General features: G+C 70.3%; 21 protein-coding genes. 9 read left to right on the plus strand and 12 right to left on the minus strand.

Features of this window, described 5'->3' with window-relative positions:
• Position 1: 1 nt before the first annotated feature.
• Both VPH61_RS10700 and pdhA read right to left on the minus strand, forming a co-directional pair.
• Positions 2-1,012, minus strand: coding sequence for an alpha-ketoacid dehydrogenase subunit beta (locus VPH61_RS10700; protein WP_332063482.1), 1,011 nt, complete (start codon positions 1,010-1,012; stop codon positions 2-4).
• The gene (gene pdhA, locus VPH61_RS10705) at positions 1,009-2,196 is read right to left on the minus strand and encodes a pyruvate dehydrogenase (acetyl-transferring) E1 component subunit alpha (RefSeq protein WP_332063483.1); all 1,188 of its coding nucleotides are present in this window, start codon (positions 2,194-2,196) and stop codon (positions 1,009-1,011) included. Before pdhA ends, VPH61_RS10700 begins: the two co-directional genes overlap by 4 nt.
• Positions 2,197-2,362: 166 nt before the next feature.
• Between pdhA and VPH61_RS10710 the strand changes: the two genes are divergently transcribed.
• The 4 genes from VPH61_RS10710 to VPH61_RS10725 all read left to right on the plus strand — a co-directional run bounded on the left by VPH61_RS10710 (position 2,363) and on the right by VPH61_RS10725 (position 4,704).
• Positions 2,363-2,827 (plus strand): Lrp/AsnC family transcriptional regulator, encoded by a 465-nt coding sequence (locus VPH61_RS10710; RefSeq protein WP_332063484.1) that lies wholly within the window; start codon positions 2,363-2,365, stop codon positions 2,825-2,827.
• Positions 2,828-2,873: 46 nt separating this feature from the next.
• Positions 2,874-3,734 (plus strand): ATP-grasp domain-containing protein, encoded by an 861-nt coding sequence (locus tag VPH61_RS10715; RefSeq protein WP_332063485.1) that lies wholly within the window; start codon positions 2,874-2,876, stop codon positions 3,732-3,734.
• Between the two features lie 68 nt (positions 3,735-3,802).
• Complete coding sequence (locus tag VPH61_RS10720) at positions 3,803-4,498, plus strand: ArsR/SmtB family transcription factor (RefSeq protein ID WP_332063486.1); 696 nt, start codon at positions 3,803-3,805, stop codon at positions 4,496-4,498.
• A complete protein-coding gene (locus tag VPH61_RS10725) occupies positions 4,495-4,704 on the plus strand; it encodes a hypothetical protein (RefSeq protein WP_332063487.1) in 210 nt (69 codons plus the stop codon). The genes VPH61_RS10720 and VPH61_RS10725 overlap by 4 nt, the downstream gene beginning before the upstream one ends.
• Before the next feature lie 73 nt (positions 4,705-4,777).
• On the opposite strand, the gene VPH61_RS10730 is transcribed toward VPH61_RS10725, so the two are convergent.
• Positions 4,778-7,060, minus strand: a complete 2,283-nt coding sequence (locus VPH61_RS10730; protein WP_332063488.1) for a polyribonucleotide nucleotidyltransferase — start codon at positions 7,058-7,060, stop codon at positions 4,778-4,780.
• A gap of 331 nt (positions 7,061-7,391) precedes the next feature.
• Between VPH61_RS10730 and VPH61_RS10735 the strand changes: the two genes are divergently transcribed.
• Positions 7,392-7,583: a DUF5302 domain-containing protein gene (locus VPH61_RS10735; protein ID WP_056658069.1), complete on the plus strand. Its 192-nt coding sequence runs from the start codon at positions 7,392-7,394 to the stop codon at positions 7,581-7,583.
• Between the two features lie 7 nt (positions 7,584-7,590).
• Here VPH61_RS10735 and VPH61_RS10740 read toward each other — a convergent pair whose 3' ends face one another.
• Entirely contained in the window at positions 7,591-9,684 is a 2,094-nt protein-coding gene (locus VPH61_RS10740) for a glycosyltransferase (protein WP_332063489.1), read from the minus strand.
• Positions 9,685-9,893: 209 nt separating this feature from the next.
• On the opposite strand from VPH61_RS10740, the gene VPH61_RS10745 reads away from it, so the two are divergent.
• A complete protein-coding gene (locus VPH61_RS10745; RefSeq protein WP_332063490.1) occupies positions 9,894-10,100 on the plus strand; it encodes a dodecin family protein in 207 nt (68 codons plus the stop codon).
• 64 nt (positions 10,101-10,164) lie between these two features.
• A complete protein-coding gene (locus tag VPH61_RS10750) occupies positions 10,165-10,818 on the plus strand; it encodes a DedA family protein (RefSeq protein WP_332063491.1) in 654 nt (217 codons plus the stop codon).
• Here the strand turns inward: VPH61_RS10750 and VPH61_RS10755 are convergent.
• The 3 genes from VPH61_RS10755 to VPH61_RS10765 form a co-directional block, all read right to left on the minus strand.
• Positions 10,805-11,434 carry an FMN reductase gene (locus VPH61_RS10755; protein ID WP_056013718.1) on the minus strand — a complete coding sequence of 210 codons (630 nt, stop codon included), beginning with the start codon at positions 11,432-11,434 and terminating at the stop codon, positions 10,805-10,807. The two genes, VPH61_RS10750 and VPH61_RS10755, sit on opposite strands and share 14 nt — an antisense overlap.
• 2 nt (positions 11,435-11,436) lie before the next feature.
• A complete protein-coding gene (locus VPH61_RS10760) occupies positions 11,437-12,588 on the minus strand; it encodes an LLM class flavin-dependent oxidoreductase (RefSeq protein WP_332063492.1) in 1,152 nt (383 codons plus the stop codon).
• Positions 12,589-12,793: 205 nt separating this feature from the next.
• Positions 12,794-14,410, minus strand: coding sequence for a M28 family peptidase (locus tag VPH61_RS10765; protein WP_332063493.1), 1,617 nt, complete (start codon positions 14,408-14,410; stop codon positions 12,794-12,796).
• 155 nt (positions 14,411-14,565) lie between these two features.
• Between VPH61_RS10765 and VPH61_RS10770 the strand changes: the two genes are divergently transcribed.
• Positions 14,566-15,375, plus strand: coding sequence for a glycosyltransferase family 2 protein (locus VPH61_RS10770; RefSeq protein ID WP_332063494.1), 810 nt, complete (start codon positions 14,566-14,568; stop codon positions 15,373-15,375).
• Positions 15,376-15,411: 36 nt separating this feature from the next.
• On the opposite strand, the gene VPH61_RS10775 is transcribed toward VPH61_RS10770, so the two are convergent.
• Positions 15,412-16,269, minus strand: a complete 858-nt coding sequence (locus VPH61_RS10775) for an alpha/beta fold hydrolase (RefSeq protein WP_332063749.1) — start codon at positions 16,267-16,269, stop codon at positions 15,412-15,414.
• 318 nt (positions 16,270-16,587) lie between these two features.
• Between VPH61_RS10775 and VPH61_RS10780 the strand changes: the two genes are divergently transcribed.
• The gene (locus VPH61_RS10780) at positions 16,588-16,974 is read left to right on the plus strand and encodes a thioredoxin family protein (protein ID WP_332063495.1); all 387 of its coding nucleotides are present in this window, start codon (positions 16,588-16,590) and stop codon (positions 16,972-16,974) included.
• Between the two features lie 4 nt (positions 16,975-16,978).
• On the opposite strand, the gene VPH61_RS10785 is transcribed toward VPH61_RS10780, so the two are convergent.
• From VPH61_RS10785 to VPH61_RS10800, 4 genes are all read right to left on the minus strand, one after another.
• Positions 16,979-17,590, minus strand: coding sequence for a hypothetical protein (locus VPH61_RS10785; protein WP_332063496.1), 612 nt, complete (start codon positions 17,588-17,590; stop codon positions 16,979-16,981).
• 60 nt (positions 17,591-17,650) lie between these two features.
• Positions 17,651-18,538, minus strand: coding sequence for an LLM class flavin-dependent oxidoreductase (locus tag VPH61_RS10790; RefSeq protein ID WP_332063497.1), 888 nt, complete (start codon positions 18,536-18,538; stop codon positions 17,651-17,653).
• 44 nt (positions 18,539-18,582) lie between these two features.
• Positions 18,583-19,785, minus strand: coding sequence for a trans-sulfuration enzyme family protein (locus VPH61_RS10795; RefSeq protein ID WP_332063498.1), 1,203 nt, complete (start codon positions 19,783-19,785; stop codon positions 18,583-18,585).
• A 68-nt stretch (positions 19,786-19,853) separates the two neighbouring features.
• On the minus strand, positions 19,854-20,819 hold the full coding sequence (locus VPH61_RS10800; protein ID WP_332063499.1) for an EamA family transporter: 966 nt from the start codon (positions 20,817-20,819) through the stop codon (positions 19,854-19,856).
• Positions 20,820-20,860: the final 41 nt, after the last annotated feature.

The raw sequence follows: 20,860 nt of genomic DNA on the forward strand, positions 1-20,860 counted from the left end.
CTCACGCCTCGACTCCGCTCAGCGAGTTCGGCCGGCCGAGCACCCGGTCGACCCCGTCGAGGATGCGGTCGAGATCGGGCAGGTGGTGCCGCTCGAGCTTCGCGGGCGGGTAGGGGATGTCGTGGCCGGTGACGCGCACGGGCGCCGCCTCGAGGAATTCGAAGCAGCGCTCGGTGATCGAGGCGGCGAGCTCGGCGCCCACTCCGCCCTGCTGACCGGCCTCGTGCGTGATGACGAGTCGGCCGGTGCGGCGCACGGAGGCCTCGATGGTCGCGTAGTCGACGGGCGCGAGCGATCGCAGGTCGATGACCTCGATCGACACCCCGTCTTCGGCGGCCGCGGTCGCGACGTCGCGCGCCGTCTGCACGAGCGCGCCATAGGTCACGAGGGTGACGTCGTCGCCGGTGGTCACTGTCGTCGCGACGCCCATCGGCCGGGCGTCGGCGAGGCTCGCGGTCTCGTCGACCTCGCCCTTGACGTGGTAGCGGCGCTTCGGCTCGAAGAACAGCACCGGGTCGTCGCTCGCGATCGCCTGGCGCAGCATCACGAACGCATCGGCCGGGTTCGAGCACGCCACGACACGCAGGCCCGCGGTGTGCGCGAAGTACGCCTCCGGCGATTCGGAGTGGTGCTCGGCCGCGCCGATGCCGCCGCCGAACGGCACGCGGATCGTGATCGGCATGTGCACGTTGCCGCGCGAGCGGTAGTGCAGCTTCGCGACCTGGGCGACGATCTGGTCGAAGCCCGGGTAGATGAACCCGTCGAACTGGATCTCGATGACGGGCCGGAACCCGCGGTACGCGAGCCCCACGGCGGTGCCGACGATGCCGGCCTCGGAGAGCGGCGTGTCGACGACGCGCTTCGCCCCGAACTCGGCCTTCAGTCCGTCGGTGACGCGGAACACTCCGCCGAGCGTGCCGATGTCCTCGCCCATGAGCACGACCTTGTCGTCGTCGGCGAGCGCACGGCGGAGTCCGGCGTTGAGGGCCTTCGCGAGAGTGAGGGTCGTCATCGCGTGCCTCCTTCGGTCGAGTCGGATGCCGCGGCATCCGTGCTGCCGTCTGCCGAGGTCCCGTCGAACATCGAGAGGTAGCGCGTGTAGTGGTCGCGCTGGCGCTCGACGTGGCTGTTGGGCTCGGCGTAGACGTGGTCGAAGACGCTCAGCGGTGCGGGATCGGCGAGCGTAGTGATCGCGGCGCGGAGCTCGGCCGCCGCGCGGTCGGCGTCGGCCCCGACCTCTCGCTCGAGGCCGTCGATGTCGACACCGGATGCCTCGAGCAGCGCGAGCACCCGGGCGAGCGGGTCGCGCTCGCGCCACTCGCTGAGCTCGTCGTCGGTGCGGTAGCGCTTGGGGTCGTCGGCCGTCGTGTGCGGGCCCATGCGATACGTGACCGCCTCGATGAACGTCGGGCCGGCGCCGCGACGAGCGCGGTCGAGCGCGATGCGGGTCGCCGCGAGCACCGCGAGCACGTCGTTGCCGTCGACGCGCACGCCCGGCATGCCGAAGCCGTCGGCGCGGCGGGCGAGGTGCTGCTTCGACTGCAGGCCGACGGGCTCGGAGATCGCCCACTGGTTGTTCTGGCAGAAGAAGACGACCGGGGCGTCGAAGCTCGCGGCGAAGACGAGCGCCTCGTTGACGTCGCCCTCGCTCGTGGCGCCGTCGCCGAAGAACGCGATCGCCGCGGCATCCGAGCCCTCCCAGGCCGCGCCCATGGCGTAGCCGGTGGCGTGCAGCGCCTGGGCGCCGATGATGATCTGCGGCACGGCCATGCCGTGCTCGAACGGGTTCCAGCCCGAGGCCGCCGTGCCGCGCCAGACCGAGAGGAGCTCGGCCGGCTCCACGCCGCGCACCCACGCGAGCGCGTGCTCGCGGTAGCTGGAGAAGATGAAGTCGTCATCGCGGAGCGCACGGCCCGAGCCGATCTGCGCGGCCTCCTGGCCGGCGAGCGGCGGCCACAGCCCGAGTTCGCCCTGACGTTGCAGGGCCGTGGCCTCTGCATCGATGCGCCGCACGATCGCCATGTCGCGGTAGAGGCGGCCCAGGGCGCCGAGGTCGATGTCGGCGATCCACGGATCGAAGTCGGCGTTCGCGTGGCGCTCGCCTGTGGGCGTCACCAGCTGCACGAAGTCGTCGTCGGGCCGGGTGAGCTCGCGCTGCGTGAGGAGCCCGGTGGCGTCTCGGTCGGATGGGGTCATCGTCGATCCTCGCTGTCGGCGGGCTCGCTTCGTGGGCTGCCCGCGCCCGGCGGCACTGCCGGATACCCTGAGCGTACGTCGATCTCGCACACAGCTCAACCAACCAAAGTCGCGCTGAGCATGTTGCACGGTCGCAGCACCCCGGTGACTGCTATCGTGTGGCGTTATGACCGGTTACGACGCTGTCGACAAGGCGCTGCTCACGGCGCTCGCTCCCGATCCGAGGGCGACTGTGGTGGCGCTCGCCGATCGCCTCGGCCTCTCGCGCAACACCGTGCAGGCGCGAATGGCACGCCTCGAGGCATCCGGAGCCTTCCTCTCGTTCGAGCGCAGCATGGACCCGGCGCCGCTCGGCTACCCGATCGAGGCGTTCGTCTCCGTGCACGTGCGCCAGAAACTGCTCGGCGAGGTCGTCGACGAGATCGGGCGCATCCCAGAGGTGATCCAGGCGCACGGGCTCTCGGGCTCGATCGATCTGCTCGTGCGGGTCGTCTGCCGCGACGCGCACGATCTCTTCCGCATCGACGGCGAGATCCTCGCGATCGACGGGGTCGAGCGCACCGAGACCTCGCTCGCGATGGGCGAGCTCATCCCCTACCGGCTCGCACCGCTGCTCGAGCGCACGAGCTGAGCCCATGTGCGTCGCGGTGCTCCGCTGCGAACGACTCCCCAGCTTCGTGGACTGGGAGATCCCCGACGTGGAATCGCTGTTCGACGACGACCGACTGCTCATCACGGCGTTCGCCGAACGAGGGGTCGATGCCGAACCGATCGCGTGGAGCGATGCGGCAGTCGCTTGGGACATGTACGACGCCGTGATCCTCCGCAGCACCTGGGACTACGTCGATCGACTGCCACAGTTCCTGGAGGTGATCGACGCCATCGAGCGCTCGAGCGCCGCACTGCTGAATCCCGCCGAGACCGTGCACTGGAACGCCGACAAGCACTACCTCGACGACCTCCGACGCATGGGGGTTCCGATCGTTCCGCTCATCCGCGGCACACCGGCGGCAGCGGCGCGCCTCATCGCGGAGATCACCGAGAGCGGATGGGACGAGCTCGTCGTGAAGCCCGCGGTCGGAGTCGGTGGCGCGGGGGTCGCTCGCGCGACCGCCGCGACCCTCGAGCGCGCGCTCGACGCATTCCTGCCTGAGACCGAGGTCATGGTGCAGCCCTTCGCCGCGGCGATCCTCGACGAGGGCGAGTCGTCATTCGTCTTCATCGGCGACTCGCTGAGCCATGTATTGCGCAAGCGGCCCGCGGCCGGGGACTTCCGCGCGCACGGCATCTACGGCGGCATCGTCGAGGCGATCGATGCCGCAGAGTCGGATATCGCGCAGGTGCGGTCGATGCTCGCTCGCCTGCCGTTCGACCTGCACTACGCACGAGTCGACGTCGTGCGCGTCGACGGCCGGCTCGCCGTGCTCGAGCTGGAACTCGTCGAACCGATGCTCTACTTCAGGCTCGCGCCGGGCAGCGCGGCGAGGTTCGTCGACGCGACCCTCACGCGGCTCGCATCGGGACACGTGCAGCGCTGATCGAGTTGCAAAGGAATTTCTGCAAACAAACTCTTGCAAAGAAATCTTTGCAGCGGTATCTTTGCAACATGGCATCCACGACCCCTGACGACATCGCGGCACAGCCGAGCAGCACCCGCCACCCCGGCATCGATCACGTGCTGCCGTCGGCGAGCCTCAAGTCGCTGGCGCATCCCCTGCGAGTGCGCATCTACGACGAGCTCTCGGCGTACGGCCCCCTCACCGCGAGCGGGCTCGGCGAGCGACTCGGCGAGTCGAGCGGCTCGACGAGTTACCACCTGCGTCAGCTCGAAGGCGCCGGCCTCGTGCGTGAAGACACCACGAGGGGCAAGGGTCGCGAGCGCTGGTGGGAGCGCACGCCGGGATCGATCTCGATTCCCGACGCCAGGTCACTGCCGCCGGGCAGCGCCGACCGCCTCGCCGTCAAGCTCGTCGAAGACGAGTGGTTCCGCACCAGAGAGCAGAACTTCCGCGAGTTCCTCACCGAGGGCGAGCATGTGTTCGACGAGGCCTGGCTCGACGTCGCGACGAGCGACACCATCAACCTGCGCCTGACGCCCGAGCAATTGAGCGGCCTCGTCGCCGACATCGACACGGCGATCGCGAAGTACGTCGCCGCGTACAAGGGCACCCCATCGGTCGGTTCCCGGCCCGTGCAGCTCCACATCAATGCGTTCCCGCTCGTGCGCGGGGAGCCGACCGGCGACACCTCGAAGAACGACACCTCACCGAAGAACGACACCTCTCCGAAGGAGGAACGATGACCACTCTCCTCTCCCCCGATTCCAGGCTCCTCTCCGGCTGGGCGGTGCGCGGCGGACTCGGCCTCGCGAGCTGGGGCCTGCAGCGCGAGGCACGGCGCAACGATCGCGACCGGCTGCAGCGCCGCATCGATGCTCGTGCCACCGCCGAGGCGGCACTCGCCGAGCGCGACGCGCTGCACCGCAGCGCAGGCTTCCTGCCCATGTGAACGGCACCGGCCGAGAACGACGGATGCCCCGCCCGAACGAATCGGGCGGGGCATCCGCTGTACTTCCTGCGACCTACGCGTCGGCGCCCTCTGCGGGCTCCTCGGCGTGCGTGCCTGCGGTCTCGCGACCCTCGGTGTCGGCGTCTTCGGCCAGCACCGGGGCGAGCGACAGCTTGCCGCGGTCGTCGATCTTCGTGATCTCGACGAGGATCTTCTGGCCGACGCCGAGCACGTCTTCGACGTTCTCGACGCGCTTGCCACCGGCGAGCTTGCGCACCTCGCTGATGTGCAGCAGGCCATCCTTGCCCGGGAGCAGCGAGACGAACGCACCGAACGCCGCGATCTTGACGACGGTTCCGAGGAACTGCTCGCCGACCTCGGGGTTCGTCGGGTTCGCGATCGCGTTGACCTGGGCGCGGGCGGCCTCGGCCGAGGGGCCGTCGGTCGCGCCGATGTAGACGGTGCCGTCCTCCTCGATGGAGATGTCGGCGCCGGTCTCGTCCTGGATCGCGTTGATCGTCTTGCCCTTCGGGCCGATCAGCTCGCCGATCTTGTCGACGGGGATCTGCACCGAGATCACGCGGGGCGCGGTCGGAGCCATCTCGTCGGGGCCGTCGATGGCGGCGTTCAGCACGGCGAGGATCGTCGTGCGGGCGTCCTTCGCCTGCGTCAGCGCGCCGGCGAGCACCGAGGCGGGGATGCCGTCGAGCTTCGTGTCGAGCTGGATCGCCGTGACGAACTCCGACGTGCCGGCGACCTTGAAGTCCATGTCGCCGAGGGCGTCTTCGGCACCGAGGATGTCGGTGAGGGCCGCGTAGCGCGTCTCGCCGTTCACGGTGTCGGAGATGAGGCCCATCGCGATGCCGGCGACGGGTGCCTTCAGGGGCACACCGGCGTTCAGCAGGGCGAGCGTCGAGGCGCAGACCGAGCCCATCGACGTCGAGCCGTTGGAGCCGAGCGCCTCGGAGACCTGGCGGATCGCGTAGGGGAACTCCTCGCGCGTGGGCAGCACCGGCACGAGCGCGCGCTCGGCGAGTGCGCCGTGCCCGATCTCGCGACGCTTCGGCGACCCGACGCGACCGGTCTCACCGGTCGAGTAGGGCGGGAAGTTGTAGTTGTGCATGTAGCGCTTCTTGGTGACCGGGCTCAGCGAGTCGATCGACTGCTCGAGCTTCAGCATGTTCAGCGTGGTGATGCCCATGATCTGGGTCTCACCGCGCTGGAAGATCGCCGAACCGTGCACGCGGGGCACGACCTGCACCTCGGCGTCGAGCGGGCGGATGTCGGCGAGGCCGCGGCCGTCGATACGGACGCCCTCCTCGAGCACTCGCGAACGCACGACGTGCTTCGTGACCGACTTGTACGCGGCGGAGACCTCGGCGTTGGCGGAGGCGGGAAGCTCCCCGGCCTCGACCTTGGCCGCGACCTGCTCCTTGACGCGCGACTTCAGCGCGTCGTCGGCGTCCTGGCGCTCGACCTTGCCGGCGATCTGGTAGATGCCCTTGAGCTCCTCGAGCGCGAGCGTCTCGACGACGGCCTTCGTCTCAGCCTGGTAGGGCGGGAACGTCGGGTAGTCGGCGGTCGGCTTCGCGGCGGTCTTCGCGACCGACTGCTGCGCCTCGACGAGCTGCTTGATGAAGGGCTTCGATGCTTCGATGCCCTGCGCGATGACGGCCTCGTCGGGCTTGACCCCGCCGGCCTGGATGAGGTTCCACGCGTTGTCGGTGGCCTCGGCCTCGATCATCATGATCGCGACGTCCTGCGAGCCGTCGGCCTCGGTGACCACGCGACCGGCGACGACCATGCTGAACACGGCGTCTTCGATCTGCGAGTACTTCGGGAACGCGACCCACTGGCCGTCGATGAGCGCGACGCGCACGCCGCCGACCGGGCCCGAGAACGGCAGGCCCGAGAGCTGCGTCGAGAGCGACGCCGCGTTGATCGCGAGCACGTCGTAGTACTCGTCGGGCTCGATAGCGAGCACGGTGACGACGACCTGCACCTCGTTGCGGAGGCCCTCGACGAACGAGGGACGCAGGGGGCGGTCGATCAGGCGGCAGGTGAGGATCGCCTCGGTCGAGGGACGGCCCTCGCGACGGAAGAACGAGCCCGGGATGCGGCCGGCGGCGTACATGCGCTCTTCGACGTCGATCGTGAGCGGGAAGAAGTCGAAGTGCTCCTTCGGCTGCTTGGAGACCGAGGTCGCCGAGAGCAGCATGGTCTCTTCGTCGATGTAGGCGACGGCGGAACCCTGCGCCTGCTGCGCGAGTCGTCCGGTCTCGAAGCGGATGGTGCGGGTGCCGAACTTGCCATTGTCGATGACGGCTTCGGCGAACGTGATTTCAGGACCTTCCAAGAGGTCGTCTCCTTTGTTTACCGTCGCACCCCGTGTGGGCGCGACTCATCCAGAGGAGCAGGAACAGGCAATACGAATCGCGTCGGTCGACGCGTTCACGCTGGCCACCAGTAGAAGTCCACCAAGCCCTCGCTTGGTAATCCACCACAGGGGACCAGCTTCCTGCCGGCCTGCTCCAGCGATCGCCCGCACGAAACGCACGGGCAACCTCCCCCAATGCTAGCAGAGCGAAGGTTTTCGGCCGGTGAACAGCGGATGTCGCGTGGCGAGCGCTCCTCCGGCGCCGCTCGGGCGTGCGCGAGCGCGAGGCATCCGTGACAGACTCGAAGGCATGAGTTCCGACGAGCAGACCAACCAGGGCCCGTCCGACGAGGCGAAGCGAAAGTTCCGCGAGGCCCTCGATCGCAAGAACAACGCCGCCAAGAAGCGCTCGGGCGAAGCCCACCTCGATGGCGGCGGCGCCGCCCAGCACACGCAGGGCCCGGCCGACCACAAGCGCGAGTTCCGCCGCAAGAGCGGCTGATCGGGCCTCACTCCTCCAGCGTCGCCCTCGGAGCGGCGGCGATCGGCGACGGCTCCGGCCGGTGATCGATGGCCGGCACGATGACGGGCAGCAGGCGCGCTCGCTTCGGCGCCCGCCCGTCGCCCGCCGCCCGGCCGGCGAGACGACGGCGCAGCCACGGCACCGCATGCCGCAGCAGCCACTCGGCATCGCCGACCGCGGTGCGGCCGGGTTCGTCCTCCTGCTCGTGCACGGCGCGCTCGAGTTCGCCGAGCACGCTCGCATCCTGCACTCCGAGCACCCGCGCCGCGGCGTAGGCGATGCCGCGGTGCCCGGCGGCGTTCAGATGCACGCGATCCTCGGCCCACCGCTCGTCGTCGACGAGTTCGGGGCGGTCGTCGACATCGAGGAGCATCGAGCCCGTCGCCTCGGCGAGCTCGCGCAGCCTCGCGTTGTAGACGCGGAAGCGACGCATGAAGAACCGCGTCGCGGGCCGGTGCGGGAGGAACGGCGTCACGAGCAGCACATCGCACCCCGCCGACCGCAGCTTCGAGACGGCGGCGCCCAGGTCGCGCGCGAGCGCTTCGGGGTCCGCTCGGCGGCCCACGAGGTCGTTGGCGCCGATGAGCACCGAGACGAGGTCGGCGCCGAGGGCGGCCGCCTGCGGCAGCTGCACGTCGATCGCGTCGCGCACCTTGCGGCTCCGCACCGCGAGGTTCGCATACGCGACCGGCTCGCCCTCCGAACTCGTGACGGCGATGAGCATCGCGAGGCGGTCGGCCCAGCCGCGGTACTCCCCCGCTGGCACGCGCGAGGTGTCGCAGAGACCTTCGGTCAGCGAGTCCCCGACGGCGACGTAGCGGCGCCAGCTTCGCGGCACCGCTGCAGGTGAGAGCCCGGCCGAGGGCGGGGCGGATGCCGCGGCGCTCGTGTTCCGGTCGAGTGGCGCCGGCGTCGCGACATCCGTCGCCCCGGCCGACGACCGCCTCGCGACCGACGACCGGGTCGCGACCGGCGCCCGCCCCATCGCCGTCTCGTAGTGGCCGATGAGCTCGTCGCCGAGGCGATCCCATCCGCGGCCGGTGACGGAGTCGCGCGCGCGTTCGCCGAACGCCCGTCGCTTCGCATCGTCGCCAGCGAGGTCGCGCACGCGATCGCGCAGGTCGTCGAGGTCGCCCGGGCGGTAGAGCCATCCGTTCGCACTGTTCTGCACGAGGTCGACCGGTCCGCCGCGGCCGGTCGCGACGACCGGCACGCCGCTCGCCATCGCCTCCTGCACGGTCTGGCAGAACGTCTCGCTCTCGCCAGGGTGCACGAACACGTCGAGGCTCGCCATCGCCCGTGCGAGGTCGTCGCCGCCCAGGAACCCGGTGAACCGGGCGTCGGGCAGCGCGCGTTCGAGCTGTGCGCGCGAGGGTCCCTCGCCGATGACGACGAGCCGCACGCCCGGCAGCGCGGTGATCGCCCGAAGGTCCTCGACCTGCTTCTCGGGAGCAAGGCGTCCGACGTAGCCGACGAGCACTTCACCACCCGGAGCCATCTCTCGGCGCCAGGCCTCGTCGCGCCTCGACGGCGAGAAGCGTTCGGCGTCGACCCCGCGACGCCAGAGCCGCAGGCGGTCGACGCCGAGCGACTCGAGGCGCTCGACCGCCGACGACGACGGCGCGAGGGTCAGGGTGGCGCGCCGGTGCAGCCGTGCGAGGTGGCGGGTGAGCGCCGGTGCGGCGCCCGGCACGCCGTAGCGTTCCGCGTACGACGGGATGTCGGTCTGGTAGACCGCGACGCTCGGGATGCCGAGCGACTCGGCGGCGAGCACTCCGCGCCAGCCGAGCACGAACGGCGAGGCGAGGTGCACGACGTCGGCATCGTGCGCGCGCATCACCTCGGCGAGCCGGTGCGCACCAGCGAGCGTGACGCGCACGTCGGGGTAGCTCGGCAACGGCACCGACGGCAGCAGCACCGCACGGGCGCCGTACAGGGTGTGGTCGATCGGCCCCGAGCGCGGGGCGATCACGAGGGCCTCGTGCCCCCGGCGCTCGAGGTGGCGCAGCGCTTGCAGCAGCGAGTGCGTCACGCCGTTCATGTGCGGGAGGAACGATTCTGCGAGGAGGACGACCTTCACGCCTCCAGCGTGCGGCCGGCGGCACCGCCCGCTCGCCGGAATCGCGCCCGAACACCGAGGATTCATCGAGTCGTCGGACGTTGTTCGCCGCGTGGTCGCCGGACGGAGCGGGGCGGCTCGGCCGCCGCATCCGTCAAGCCCTCGCTTTCCTCCGCCCCGAGGCGGATGATGGGCGAGTACGCAACACCCATCGTTCAAGGAGGAATTCCATGGCTTCCGTCGCACGAGTCACCACCATCTCGGTCCGGTCTGAGACCAGCTTCGAAGACGCGGTCGCGGCCGGCGTCGCCCGAGCCTCGGAGACGCTGCGCAACGTGAGCGGCGCCTGGGTGAAGGAGCAGAAGGTCGAAGCCACCGACGGCAAGATCACCGCTTGGTCGGTCGTGCTCGAAGTGAGCTTCGTGCTCGACGACTGACCGCATGCGGCACATCGCCGCAGCGCGACATCCGCCGTTCACCTCGACCGTCTAGAACGGGGGCATGAACGACGCGTGGATCGGCGACGTCGCGGCATCCGCGTGGCTCGTGCCCATCCTTTTCGCGCTCGTCGTCGGCGACGCGTTCCTCGTGGTGCTGCCGAGCGAGGCGGCGGTCGTCGCGCTCGCCGCGCTGTCGACGTCGACGGGCTCCCCGTCGCTCGTGGCGATCATCCCCGTCGCGGCCGCGGGCGCAGTCGTGGGCGACGGGCTCTGCTACTTGATCGGGCGACGGATCGGGCTCGATCGCTGGCACTGGCAGCGCACAGGCCGGATCGGCACCGCGATCACGCGGGTTCGCTCGGCCGTGCACCGGCGGACCGCCGTGCTCGTCTTCACGGCACGGTACGTGCCGTTCGCCCGCATCGCAGTGAACCTGGCTGCGGGGGCGGGCCGCGTGCCCCTGCGCCGCTACTTTCCGCTGTCGATCGCGGCCGGAATCGCGTGGGCCGTCTTCAACGTGTCGATCGGCGCCGTGGTGGGTGAACTGCTCGGCGATTCACCGCTCGTCGCGATCGCGATCTCGGTGCCCACCGCGATCGTGCTCGGGCTCGCCGTCGACCGCGTGCTGGCGAGCCTCGATGCTCGTCGCGCATCGAGGCTCGCCGGTCTCGCCGATTCGGCTGAAGCACCGCCCGGCCCGGTCACTCCCCCGTGAGACCGCCGATCAGGTGACCGAAGGGCCGGTCGAGGGCGAAGGGGTCCCTGACGTTCGCCGAGCGGTCGCTCGCGGCGACGAGCGCGGCGAGCTCGCCCGAGGCCCGGTCGATGCGCGCCGGCAGCGTCTTCACGCTGTCGGCCGACTCGCCCCAGTCGCCGGTCGCGGCGAAGACGCCCGTCGGCGCGACGATCGCGTGCAGGTAGGTGAACATCGGCCGCAGCGCGTAGTCGAGCGCGAGCGAGTGCCGCGGCGTGCCCGCGGTGGCGCCGATCACGACGGGCAGCTCGGCGAGCGCGGCGCTGTCGATCACGTCGAAGAAGGACTTGAACAGCCCCGAGTAGCTCGTCGTGAAGATCGGCGTGACGGCGATGAGCCCGTCGGCGCCGGTGACGGCCTCGATGACGGCCTCGAGCTTCGGGCTCGGGAAGCCCGTCAGCATGTGGTTCATGATGTCGGTCGCGACATCCCGAAGCTCGAAGGTCTCGACCGTCGTGTCGATGCCCTGCTCGGCGAGCTTCGCCACGGTGGCGTCGCTCAGCTTGTCGGCGAGCATGCGCGTCGACGAGGGCTGGCTGAGCCCGGCGGAGACGACCGCCAGTGTGCGGGTGGTCATGGTCAGGCTCCCTTCACGGCTGCGGCGCCGAACGCGGCGCCCTTCGGCGACGACTCGTTCGTGCCGCCGGCGGCCTTCGCGGCGTTGCGCGAGGCGACGAGCGACTCGTGCGTCGGGGCATCCGGAACCGTCTCTGGGCGGTTCTTCGCGAACTCGCGCCGCAGCACCGGCACGACCTCGGAGCCGAGCAGGTCGAGCTGCTCGAGCACGGTCTTCAGCGGCAGGCCGGCGTGGTCCATGAGGAAGAGCTGGCGCTGGTAGTCGCCCACGTAGTCGCGGAAGCCGAGCGTCTTGTCGATGACCTCCTGCGGGCTGCCGACCGTGAGCGGAGTCTGCGAGGTGAACTCCTCGAGGCTCGGGCCGTGACCGTAGACCGGCGCGTTGTCGAAGTAGGGGCGGAACTCGCGCACAGCGTCCTGCGAGTTCTTGCGCATGAACACCTGGCCGCCGAGTCCGACGATCGCCTGCTCGGCCGTGCCGTGCTCGTAGTGCTCGAAGCGCTGCCGGTAGAGCGCCACCATGCGCTGGGTGTGCGAGGCGGGCCAGAAGATGTGGTTCGCGAAGAAGCCGTCGCCGTAGTAGGCGGCCTGCTCCGCGATCTCGGGGCTGCGGATCGAGCCGTGCCAGACGAACGGGGGCACGTCGTCGAGCGGGCGCGGGGTCGACTGGAAGCCCTGCAGCGGCGTGCGGAACTGCCCCTCCCAATCGACGAAGTCCTCGCGCCACAGGCGGTGCAGCAGGTTGTAGTTCTCGAGGGCGAGGTTGATGCCCTGGCGGATGTCCTTGCCGAACCACGGGTACACGGGGCCCGTGTTGCCGCGGCCGAGCATGAGGTCGACGCGGCCGTCGGCGACGTGCTGGAGCATCGCGAAGTCTTCGGCGATCTTCACGGGGTCGTTCGTCGTGATGAGCGTCGTGGACGTCGTGAGCTGGATCTTCGACGTCTTCGCGGCGATGTAGGCCAGCGTCGTGGTCGGCGAGGAGGAGAAGAAGGGCGGGTTGTGGTGCTCGCCGAGCGCGAAGACGTCGAGGCCGACCTCTTCGGCGTGCTGGGCGATCGTCAGCACGTCGGTGATGCGCTCGTGCTCGCTCGGCGTTCGCCCCGTCGTCGGGTCTTGAGTGATGTCGCTGACGGTGAAGATTCCGAACTGCATGGTGCCCTCCTGGGCTCATCCTCTTGGGAGTTCCGCTTTGCATGCTTTTGCATACATCAGGGCCAACGGATGCCCCCTGCACAGTATTCCCGATCGGTTCTCACTGCACCTGCAGGCGTGCACCCGGCATCAGCCGTGCACCGGACGCGCGAACGGGCGGGCAGGCCCACGGCCTGCCCGCCCCTGAAACCGGGTCGCGCCGGTGTCAGTCGATCTCGTCGTGTTCGTGACCGTGGTCGGGCGAGAGCCCGCCGCCACCCGGCAGATTGACCGTGCCCTCGGGGCCGGCCGGTGCCGGCAGCATGAACTTTCCGGGCACCTTCGTGCCGACCACGCCGTTCACCGTCTCAGTGGAGTAGGCATAGGTCAGCACCGCCGTCGCGATCGCGTCGGAGTTGACGTCGAGCGCATCGAGCGCGAGGTTGTCGATCGTGTCGCACACGAGGTGGTAGCACGGGTCGTACTGCGCACCCGCGGTGCCACCCCAGATCGACGCCTGCTGCTCGGTCTTCACGACTTCGGCGCCGGTGAACAGGCCGCCCGCGGGCACCCCGTTCTGGATGAACGCCTGGTAGTCGCTGCGACCGCTGAACTCGGCATCGTCGTAGGGCACGCCGGCCCAGGTGTAGTAGCTCTCGAAGAGGTCCTCGATCTGCACCGACCCCTCGGGCACGACGACGGGCGCGGGCCAGCCGGACTCGTCGCCGTCGTACACCATGAAGATGTAGTTGGGCGAGGCCACCATGTCGAAGTTCAGGTACAGCGCGACCTCGCCGAGCGTGCCGGCTGCCACCTGATCGGCGACGTAGGCCCGCGAGCCGAGCAGTCCGCTCTCTTCAGCACCCCACCATGCGAACCGGAGGGTGTTCTCGGGCTTCAGCTTCGAGATCTGCTGCGCGATCTCGAGCAGCGCCGACGAGCCGCTGCCGTTGTCGTTGATGCCCGGGCCGGCCTGCACCGAGTCGAGGTGCGCTCCAGCCATCACGACGTTGCCGTCGTTGCTGCCCGGCAGTTCGGCGATCACGTTCACCTGGGGCCGCGACTCGGGCGAGGAAACCACGACGTGCGCGGTCGAACCCGCCTGCGCGAGCAGGGCGCCGTCGGCGAAGCTCGCACCCACGACCGGGATGGACAGCGGCGTCTGGTTGACACCGAACAGCGTGCCGGTCAGGAGTCCGGAGCGGAGGTCGGTGTTGCCCTGGTTGAACATGATGACGGCCGCGGCCCCGGCCTCCTGCGCATTGATCGCCTTCACGCCGAACTCGCACGTGCCACGCTGGATGAGCGCGATGGAACCGGCCGGGAAGCCGACGAAGTCGCTGTCTTCGCAGCCGCTCGTGACGGGATCGCGCGGGGGTGCGAGCACGATGTCGACGGGAACCACGTTGCCGGTGACATCGCCGTAGCCCGTGCCCGTGAAGACCGCCGACTCATACGTTGCCGCAGGGCCGGGTGTGAGTTGTTCCAGCACGGGCGGCGGCACGTACGTGAAGTCGAACTCGTCGAGCTCGACGTTCCACCCGGCGGCCTCGAGCGTCTCGACGACGTAGTCGACGCTCTCGGTGTAGCCCGACGTACCGGCGGCACGGTTGCCGCCGTTGGCATCGGCGATGGCCTGCAGCGCCTGCTGATGCTCGAGCACGCCGTCGACACGAACGCACTCGAGGAGCTTCTCGTAGGTGTTGTTCGTTCGGTCGTCGCACCCGGCTCCCGACGGCGCCGCCAGCGCCGCACCGGTCGGTACGAGCACCAGCCCGGCGACCGCCGCGGTAGCGATCGCCGCCGTCCTGGCGCGCCTGGAAAGTGTTGCAGATGGGTACATCGTCTCCCCTTCCGTGCCGGTTCGTCTCCGTTGACCCCCGGTCGCGGGCCAGCATATGTGGAACCTCGCGCAGAAGACAGCCCCCGTTTCCGAATCGGCCGCAGCGACGCACGGATCGAGCGTGGCGCGACCGCTGCGTGGCTAGACTCGCCGTGATGGGCACGATTTCGGTCATCATTCCGAGCCTGAACGACGCGGACTTCCTCGCCGCGTGCCTCGATGCGCTCGCGAGTCAGACGCGTCGCCCAGACGAGGTCATCGTCGTCGACAACGGCTCGACGGATGCCACGACCGAGGTCGCCCTCGCTGCGGGCGCACGCGTGGTGCACGAGCCGCTGCGCGGCATCTGGCCGGCGACGGCCGCGGGATTCGACGCGGCATCCGGTGACCTGCTCGCCCGCCTCGATGCCGACTCGGTGCCGGCACCCGACTGGGTGGCCGAGATCGAGCGGCGCATGGCCGCCTCCGACCGGCCCGCGGTCGTCACGAACGGCGGCCTGTTCTACGGGCGCAACCCGGTGGTGCGCTGGATCGCGCGGAACATCTACATCGGCGGCTACTTCACGGTGATCGGCGCGCTGCTCGGGCATCCGCCGATCTTCGGCTCGAACTACGCGATGCGCACCGACGCCTGGGCGAGGCTCCGCGACCTCGTGCACCGCGATCGCGCCGACGTGCACGACGACCTGGACCTCGCGTGGTGGATGCAGCCCGGCATGACGGTCGTGCGCGACCGGCGCATGCTCGTGGGCGTCTCGGCGCGCCCGTTCGACACCTTCGACGGCCTCGCCCGGCGCGTCCGCATGGCGTTCCACACGATGTCGGTCGAGTCGCGCGAGTGGCCGCCGCTGACCCGACTGTCCGAGCGGCGTCGCGCGCCGGTGTGGGTGTGGGAGGCATCGCCCGCGGATCTCGACGGAGCCGAGCCCTCCGACGCCGACGGCGACGAGCCGCTGCCGGCGTGAGGCCGGCCGCGGACGCCCGCCGGTCGCCACTCGCCGCTACGGCGTGAGTTCCGTCGCCTCGAAGAGCGCGAGCATGTCGCGCACGAGCTGGTTCGGCGCGGTCTCGCACGGACTGTGCCCGGTGGGATACACCGACAGATGCGCACCGATCTCGCGCGCGAAGCGTTCGTGCAGTTCTCGCGGCCAGAGATCGTGTTCCCCGACTGCGACGAGCTTCGGCACGGTCGACGCCGCGAGTTCCGCCCGAAGGTCGGGGGTCTCCATCATGAGCGCGATGATGTCGTCGACACTCTCGCGCCGGGTGAGCGCGAAGCGGTCGCGCACGAACTGGAGCCTGCGCGGCGGCACCCGATTGAGGTTGTTGCGGATGCCCCAGAGCATGAGCCCGGCACCCTGACGCGGCGAGGTGAAGGCGCTGATCGGCCCGATGCGCTTGACCCCTCGGAACGCCTGCCCCGGCTCGGGCGGGGCGCTGAGCAGCGTGAGGCTCGCGAAACGATCGGGTCGCTCGAGCAGCGCGCGCTCGGCGAGCGTGCCGGCGAAGCTGTAGCCGAGCACGTGCGCCGGGGCGGTGCCGTCGTCGAGCACGGCCAGCAGGTCGTCGAGGAAGAGGCGTTCGTCGTAGCGCTGCCGCGGCGGGTCGAGGTTCCACGGCCCGGCGCGCCACGACTCGTACTGCCCGGCGAGGTCGAAGGACTCGACGCGGTACCCGGCCTCAGCGAAGAGCGGCATCATGAGCACGAAGTCCTCTTTCGACCCCGTCGCGCCCGGCACGAGCACGACGCGCGGGGCCGTCGGCGCACCCAGCGCGACACGAGCGAGGCTGCCGCTCGGCGCCTCGAAGATCGAGTGCTCGGCGCCCTCGGGGAAGACCCGCCAATCGAGGTCGGGGATGGCATCGTCGGCCTCCCGCGCTGCGTCCGGCGGTTGAGCTGACCCGTGCGGACGTGCGGCATCGACCGCGACATCCGGTTCCGACGATTCGTCGGCGACCGAGCCGCGGCGACGGAACGAACCGAGTGCGCCTCCGAATGCGACCACGGCTTCACGATACCGGCGCCGCCCCGCTGCGGCGCGGAACTCCCGTCCGAAGCGGACGCGCGTCGGCGGCTGCATCGCGCATCGCGCACCGGGCATCGCGCGGCTCGGCGCACAGCTCGCGCAGAGCGAACACCGGGCGGGCCCACAGCGACCGCGCTTAGGCTTGGGGGCATGGCTACCGTGGCGCTCACCCTGGACACCTTCGAGAAGACGATCCTCGAAGGCGGTACCGTCTTCGTCGACTTCTGGGCCGGCTGGTGCGGCCCGTGCCTCCAGTTCGCGCCGAACTACGAGGCCGCCGCCGAGGCGAACCCCGACTTCACCTTCGCGAAGGTCGACACCGAAGACCAGCAGCAGCTCGCCGCGGCCATGAACATCACGTCGATTCCGACGATCATGGCCTTCAAGGACGGCATCGGCGTCTTCGCCCAGGCCGGCGCACTGCCGCGGCCGATGCTCGACGAGCTCATCTCGCAGGTGCGGGCGCTCGACATGGAGCAGGTGCGGGCGGATCTCGCCAAGCAGGAGTCCGACGAGGCTTCCGAGGCTTCGGCCTGAGCGGTCACTCCCCCGCTGCGCCGACGCGCTCGAGGCCGCTGAGGTCGAGCTCGACACCGTAAGGCCGCGAACCACCCGTGATGAGGGCCGGCACCCGAACGTAGCGACCGTGCTCGCGCATGCCGTCGAGGAGGTCGCGCCACCGGTCGTCGGCTGCCGGGCTCAGGAAGCCCGCGTGACGCGGCCGATCGCCGCCCGCGAGCTGCACGCCGATGCGATACCGCCGCGACAGCCACCTGCTCGCACGGGGCACGAGCACCGCATGCTGTTCGGGTCCGCCGTGCAGCCGCGCGAGTTCGATCGCCGGCTGGTGCCGGTGCGCGTCGGCGACGGGCGCCACAGCGCGCACCTCTCGATCGACGCGGGGTGCGTCGACGATCTCGAGCCCGTCGAGGGTCGTCAGGTCGCCCCATTGATCGGGGTTCGAGCGCCGCGAGCCGCGCACGAGGCCGAGGATCAGCCACGCGACTGCTGCCGCCAGAATCGCGAGGAACGGCCAGAGCAGCCACGGCGGACCGTCGGGTCGCACGACCCCCGTCAGCAGCAGCAGCACGAACACGACGAGGTACGGGAGCGGCTCCCAGGCGAGAAACGGCTTCGAACGGGGCGCGGGCATGTGGTTCAGGCTATCGCGGGCGCGGATGCCGCTTCGCCCGCCGGATGCCTCAGTCTCGAGTCAGCGCAGCCGCTGTATGAGCTCGGCCACCTCGTCGAGCACGGACTCGTCGCCCGCGTAGAGGCCGTGCTCGCGCGGCCAGTGCGCGACGACATCGGTGAAGCCGAGTTCGGCGGCACGCCCGACGGCGTCTTCGAACGCGGCGGCGCTCTCGAGGCTGTAGCGCGGTTCGGAGTCGAGCGAGAGGATGCGTTCGAGGCTCGACGGGTCGCGCCCTTCGCGAGCGCAGGCGTCGTCGAGGCGCGCGCTCAGCTCGGCGAGGCGCTGCCACCAGGCATCGGTGTCGTCGACGGTGCCGCCGGTCGTCACCCAGCCGTCGCCGAGGCGCGCGACGAGGTCGAGCCCCTTCGGGCCCTCGGCCGCGAGGTGCAGCGGCATGCGCGGCCGCTGCGCCGGTTCGCCGACCATGCGTGCGCCCGACGCCGTGAACCACTCGCCCTCGAACGAGATGCCGCCGGAACCAGGCGGCTCGAAGCGCAGCAGCACGTCGAGGGCCTCGGCGAACTCGACGAACCGAGCAAGGCGCTGCCGCGGCGTGTACTCAGCCTGGCCGAGCACGAAGGCGTCGAACCCCGTGCCGCCCGAACCGAGCCCGAGCAGCAGTCGGCCACCCGAGATCTGGTCGAGCGTCGCGACATCCTTCGCGAAGGGCACCGGATGCCGGTAGTTCGGGCTGGCGACGAAGGTGCCGAGCCCGATGCGCTCGGTGACCATCGCGGCCGCCGTGAGGGTGGGCACGGTGGCATGCCAGCGTTCACCGGCGAGCCCCCGCCACGAGAGGTGGTCGTAGGTCCACGCGTGGTCGAACCCGAGTTCCTCGGCGCCCCGCCAGTAGTGCACCGCCTCGGGCCAGTCGTACTGCGGGAGGATGATCACGCCGAATCGCATGATCAGAGTCTAGGCAGTGCACTCCTGGGCGGTGAGCCCGCCGCTCACCGCGTGAGCGGCCCCACCGCGACATCGAGCGCCTGCCGCAGGTCGGCGATCAGGTCGTCGGCGTCTTCGAGGCCGATCGAGAACCGCAGGTGCCCGTACTTCTTGAACCCGTCGGGGTAGAACGCGACGCGCGGCCCCGTCGTGCCGACGTGCACGATCAGGGACTCGTCGTGCCCGAGCGAGACCGCGGACGTCACGATGTGGAGCGCCGCCACGAAGGCGTTCTGCACCTCGGGTCCGCCGTCGACGGCCAACGACATGACCCCGCCGTAGGCGCCGCCGAACTGGACCGTGGCGAGCTCGTGCTGCTCGTGCCCGGCGAGCCCCGGGTAGGCGACGAACGCCACACGCGGGTCGGCGTCGAGCGCTTCGGCAACGCGCAGCGCCGTCGCGAACGTCTGCCGCAGGCGGAGCGGCAGCGTCACCGAGCCGCGCATGATGAGCCACGCGTTGAACGGGCTGATGACACCGCCGACGTCGACCATCGCATCGGCCTTCAGCTGCGCGATGAGCTCGCGCCGACCGGTGACGGCACCGCCCATGGCGTCGCCGTGGCCGTTGATGTACTTCGTGAGCGAGTGCACCGAGAGGTCGGCGCCGTGGTCGAGCGGGCGGAAGAACGGCGGCGGGGTGAACGTCGAGTCGACGCTGAGCAGGGCACCGGCGTCGTGCGCGATCGCGGCGACGCCCGCGACATCCGTCACCTTCGTCGTGGGATTCGCGATGGCCTCGATGTGCACCAGGCGGGTGTTCGGGCGAAGCGCCGCGCGCACGGCGGTGAGGTCGCTCGTGTCGACGAAGTCGGCCTCGATTCCGTACTTCTCGGGGAACAGCTCGGTGAAGAGCCGGTAGGTCGCCTCGTACGAGACATCCGAGACGATCACGTGGTCGCCCGACTTCAGGAAGGTGAAGAAGACGGCGTGCAGCGCCGCGACCCCGCTCGCGAGCACGACCGAGTCCTCGCCGTGCTCGAGCACGGCGAGCTTCGCCTGCAGCCCGAGCTGGTTCGCCCCCGAGTTGCGCGTGTACAGCGGCTTCTCGGTGCCCGACCAGCTCATCGTCGACGGATCTTCGGGCAGTGCGTAGGAGTTCGCCATCACGATCGGCGTGCGGATCGCCCCTGAACCGCCGTCGACGGCGTTGCCGGCGTGCACCGCCTGAGTCGTGTCGGCGAGTTCGGTCCAGTCGGCGCGTGTCATGTCTCGACGCTACGCCCGGTGCGCCGACTGTTACGGCCGGTTGCGAGAGCGGATGCCGCGGGCCGCTGCTACTCGCGGGCGTCGACCGCCACCGGCACGAGGTCGATGTCGAGCGCGACCGACGCGGCATCGCGTGGGCGCTCGAAGCGCACGAGCACGATGCCGCCGAGGATGAGCAGCCCGCCCGCCGCCTGCAGCGGACCGATCGCCTCACCCAGCACGAACCACGCGACGATCGCCGCGAAGATCACCTCGGAGAGCCCGAGGAACGACGAGAGCCTCGTGCCGAGCAGGCGGATGGCGCTGATGCCCGCGACGTAGGCGAACGCCGTCGAGACGAGGCCGACCGTCAGCACCGGCACCCACCACGGCGCGATCGTGCCGAAGTACTGCACCTCGACGAACTCGGCCGAGAACGGCATGACGCCGATGATGCCGAGGGCGCCGAGCACGATGGCGCCCACCACGAAGCCGCTCGCGGCGAGCGCGATCGGGGGCACCGAGGCATCCGCTCGCTCGCCGAGCACGTAGTAGACGCAGACGCCGACCATCGCGACGCCGGCGAGCAGCAGGCCGACGACGTCGAGACCGCCGCCGCCCGGGCCGATCACGAGGTAGAGGCCCGCGATCGCGAGCACCGAGCCCGCGATGACGACGAACTGCGGTGCGCGGCGCTGGCGCGCCCAGGCGACGAGCACGAGGGCGACCGGCGCGAGGTACTCGATGAGCAGCGTCGTGCTGACGGGGATGAGCGCGATCGAGGCGTAGAAGGCCACCTGGGTGCCGACGATGGCGATGAGTGCGTAGGCGAGCACGGTCCAGCGGGCGCGCCAGAGCGGGCGCAGGTCGAACTTCAGGGCGATGAGTCCGGGCACGATGAGCGCGATCGCGGCGACGCTGATGCGTGCGAAGACGGCGGCGCCGGGCGACCAGCCCGCCTCCAGGAGGGGCTTGACGACCACGCCGCCGGCGCCGAACGCGAGCCCTGCGGCGAGACCCAGGACGATGCCGAAGATGCCCTTCGATCCGCGCATCGGCGTCTCCTTCCCGTGGGTGTGAATGCTGGCCGTGTCAT

It is taken from the genome of Agromyces sp. CCNWLW203 (assembly GCF_036576125.1).
Classification (GTDB): Bacteria; Actinomycetota; Actinomycetes; order Actinomycetales; family Microbacteriaceae; genus Agromyces.

Bases quoted from the DNA above. Each gene is read 5' to 3' on its own strand.
- VPH61_RS10785 (WP_332063496.1), bottom strand. From the start codon at position 17,590: ATGCCCGCGCCCCGTTCGAAGCCGTTTCTCGCCTGGGAGCCGCTCCCG.
- VPH61_RS10795 (WP_332063498.1), bottom strand. From the start codon at position 19,785: ATGACACGCGCCGACTGGACCGAACTCGCCGACACGACTCAGGCGGTG.
- VPH61_RS10760 (WP_332063492.1), bottom strand. From the start codon at position 12,588: ATGCAGTTCGGAATCTTCACCGTCAGCGACATCACTCAAGACCCGACG.
- VPH61_RS10700 (WP_332063482.1), bottom strand. From the start codon at position 1,012: ATGACGACCCTCACTCTCGCGAAGGCCCTCAACGCCGGACTCCGCCGT.
- VPH61_RS10745 (WP_332063490.1), top strand. From the start codon at position 9,894: ATGGCTTCCGTCGCACGAGTCACCACCATCTCGGTCCGGTCTGAGACC.
- VPH61_RS10725 (WP_332063487.1), top strand. From the start codon at position 4,495: ATGACCACTCTCCTCTCCCCCGATTCCAGGCTCCTCTCCGGCTGGGCG.
- VPH61_RS10800 (WP_332063499.1), bottom strand. From the start codon at position 20,819: ATGCGCGGATCGAAGGGCATCTTCGGCATCGTCCTGGGTCTCGCCGCA.
- VPH61_RS10710 (WP_332063484.1), top strand. From the start codon at position 2,363: ATGACCGGTTACGACGCTGTCGACAAGGCGCTGCTCACGGCGCTCGCT.
- VPH61_RS10735 (WP_056658069.1), top strand. From the start codon at position 7,392: ATGAGTTCCGACGAGCAGACCAACCAGGGCCCGTCCGACGAGGCGAAG.
- VPH61_RS10755 (WP_056013718.1), bottom strand. From the start codon at position 11,434: ATGACCACCCGCACACTGGCGGTCGTCTCCGCCGGGCTCAGCCAGCCC.
- VPH61_RS10765 (WP_332063493.1), bottom strand. From the start codon at position 14,410: ATGTACCCATCTGCAACACTTTCCAGGCGCGCCAGGACGGCGGCGATC.
- VPH61_RS10750 (WP_332063491.1), top strand. From the start codon at position 10,165: ATGAACGACGCGTGGATCGGCGACGTCGCGGCATCCGCGTGGCTCGTG.
- pdhA (WP_332063483.1), bottom strand. From the start codon at position 2,196: ATGACCCCATCCGACCGAGACGCCACCGGGCTCCTCACGCAGCGCGAG.
- VPH61_RS10780 (WP_332063495.1), top strand. From the start codon at position 16,588: ATGGCTACCGTGGCGCTCACCCTGGACACCTTCGAGAAGACGATCCTC.
- VPH61_RS10770 (WP_332063494.1), top strand. From the start codon at position 14,566: ATGGGCACGATTTCGGTCATCATTCCGAGCCTGAACGACGCGGACTTC.
- VPH61_RS10720 (WP_332063486.1), top strand. From the start codon at position 3,803: ATGGCATCCACGACCCCTGACGACATCGCGGCACAGCCGAGCAGCACC.
- VPH61_RS10790 (WP_332063497.1), bottom strand. From the start codon at position 18,538: ATGCGATTCGGCGTGATCATCCTCCCGCAGTACGACTGGCCCGAGGCG.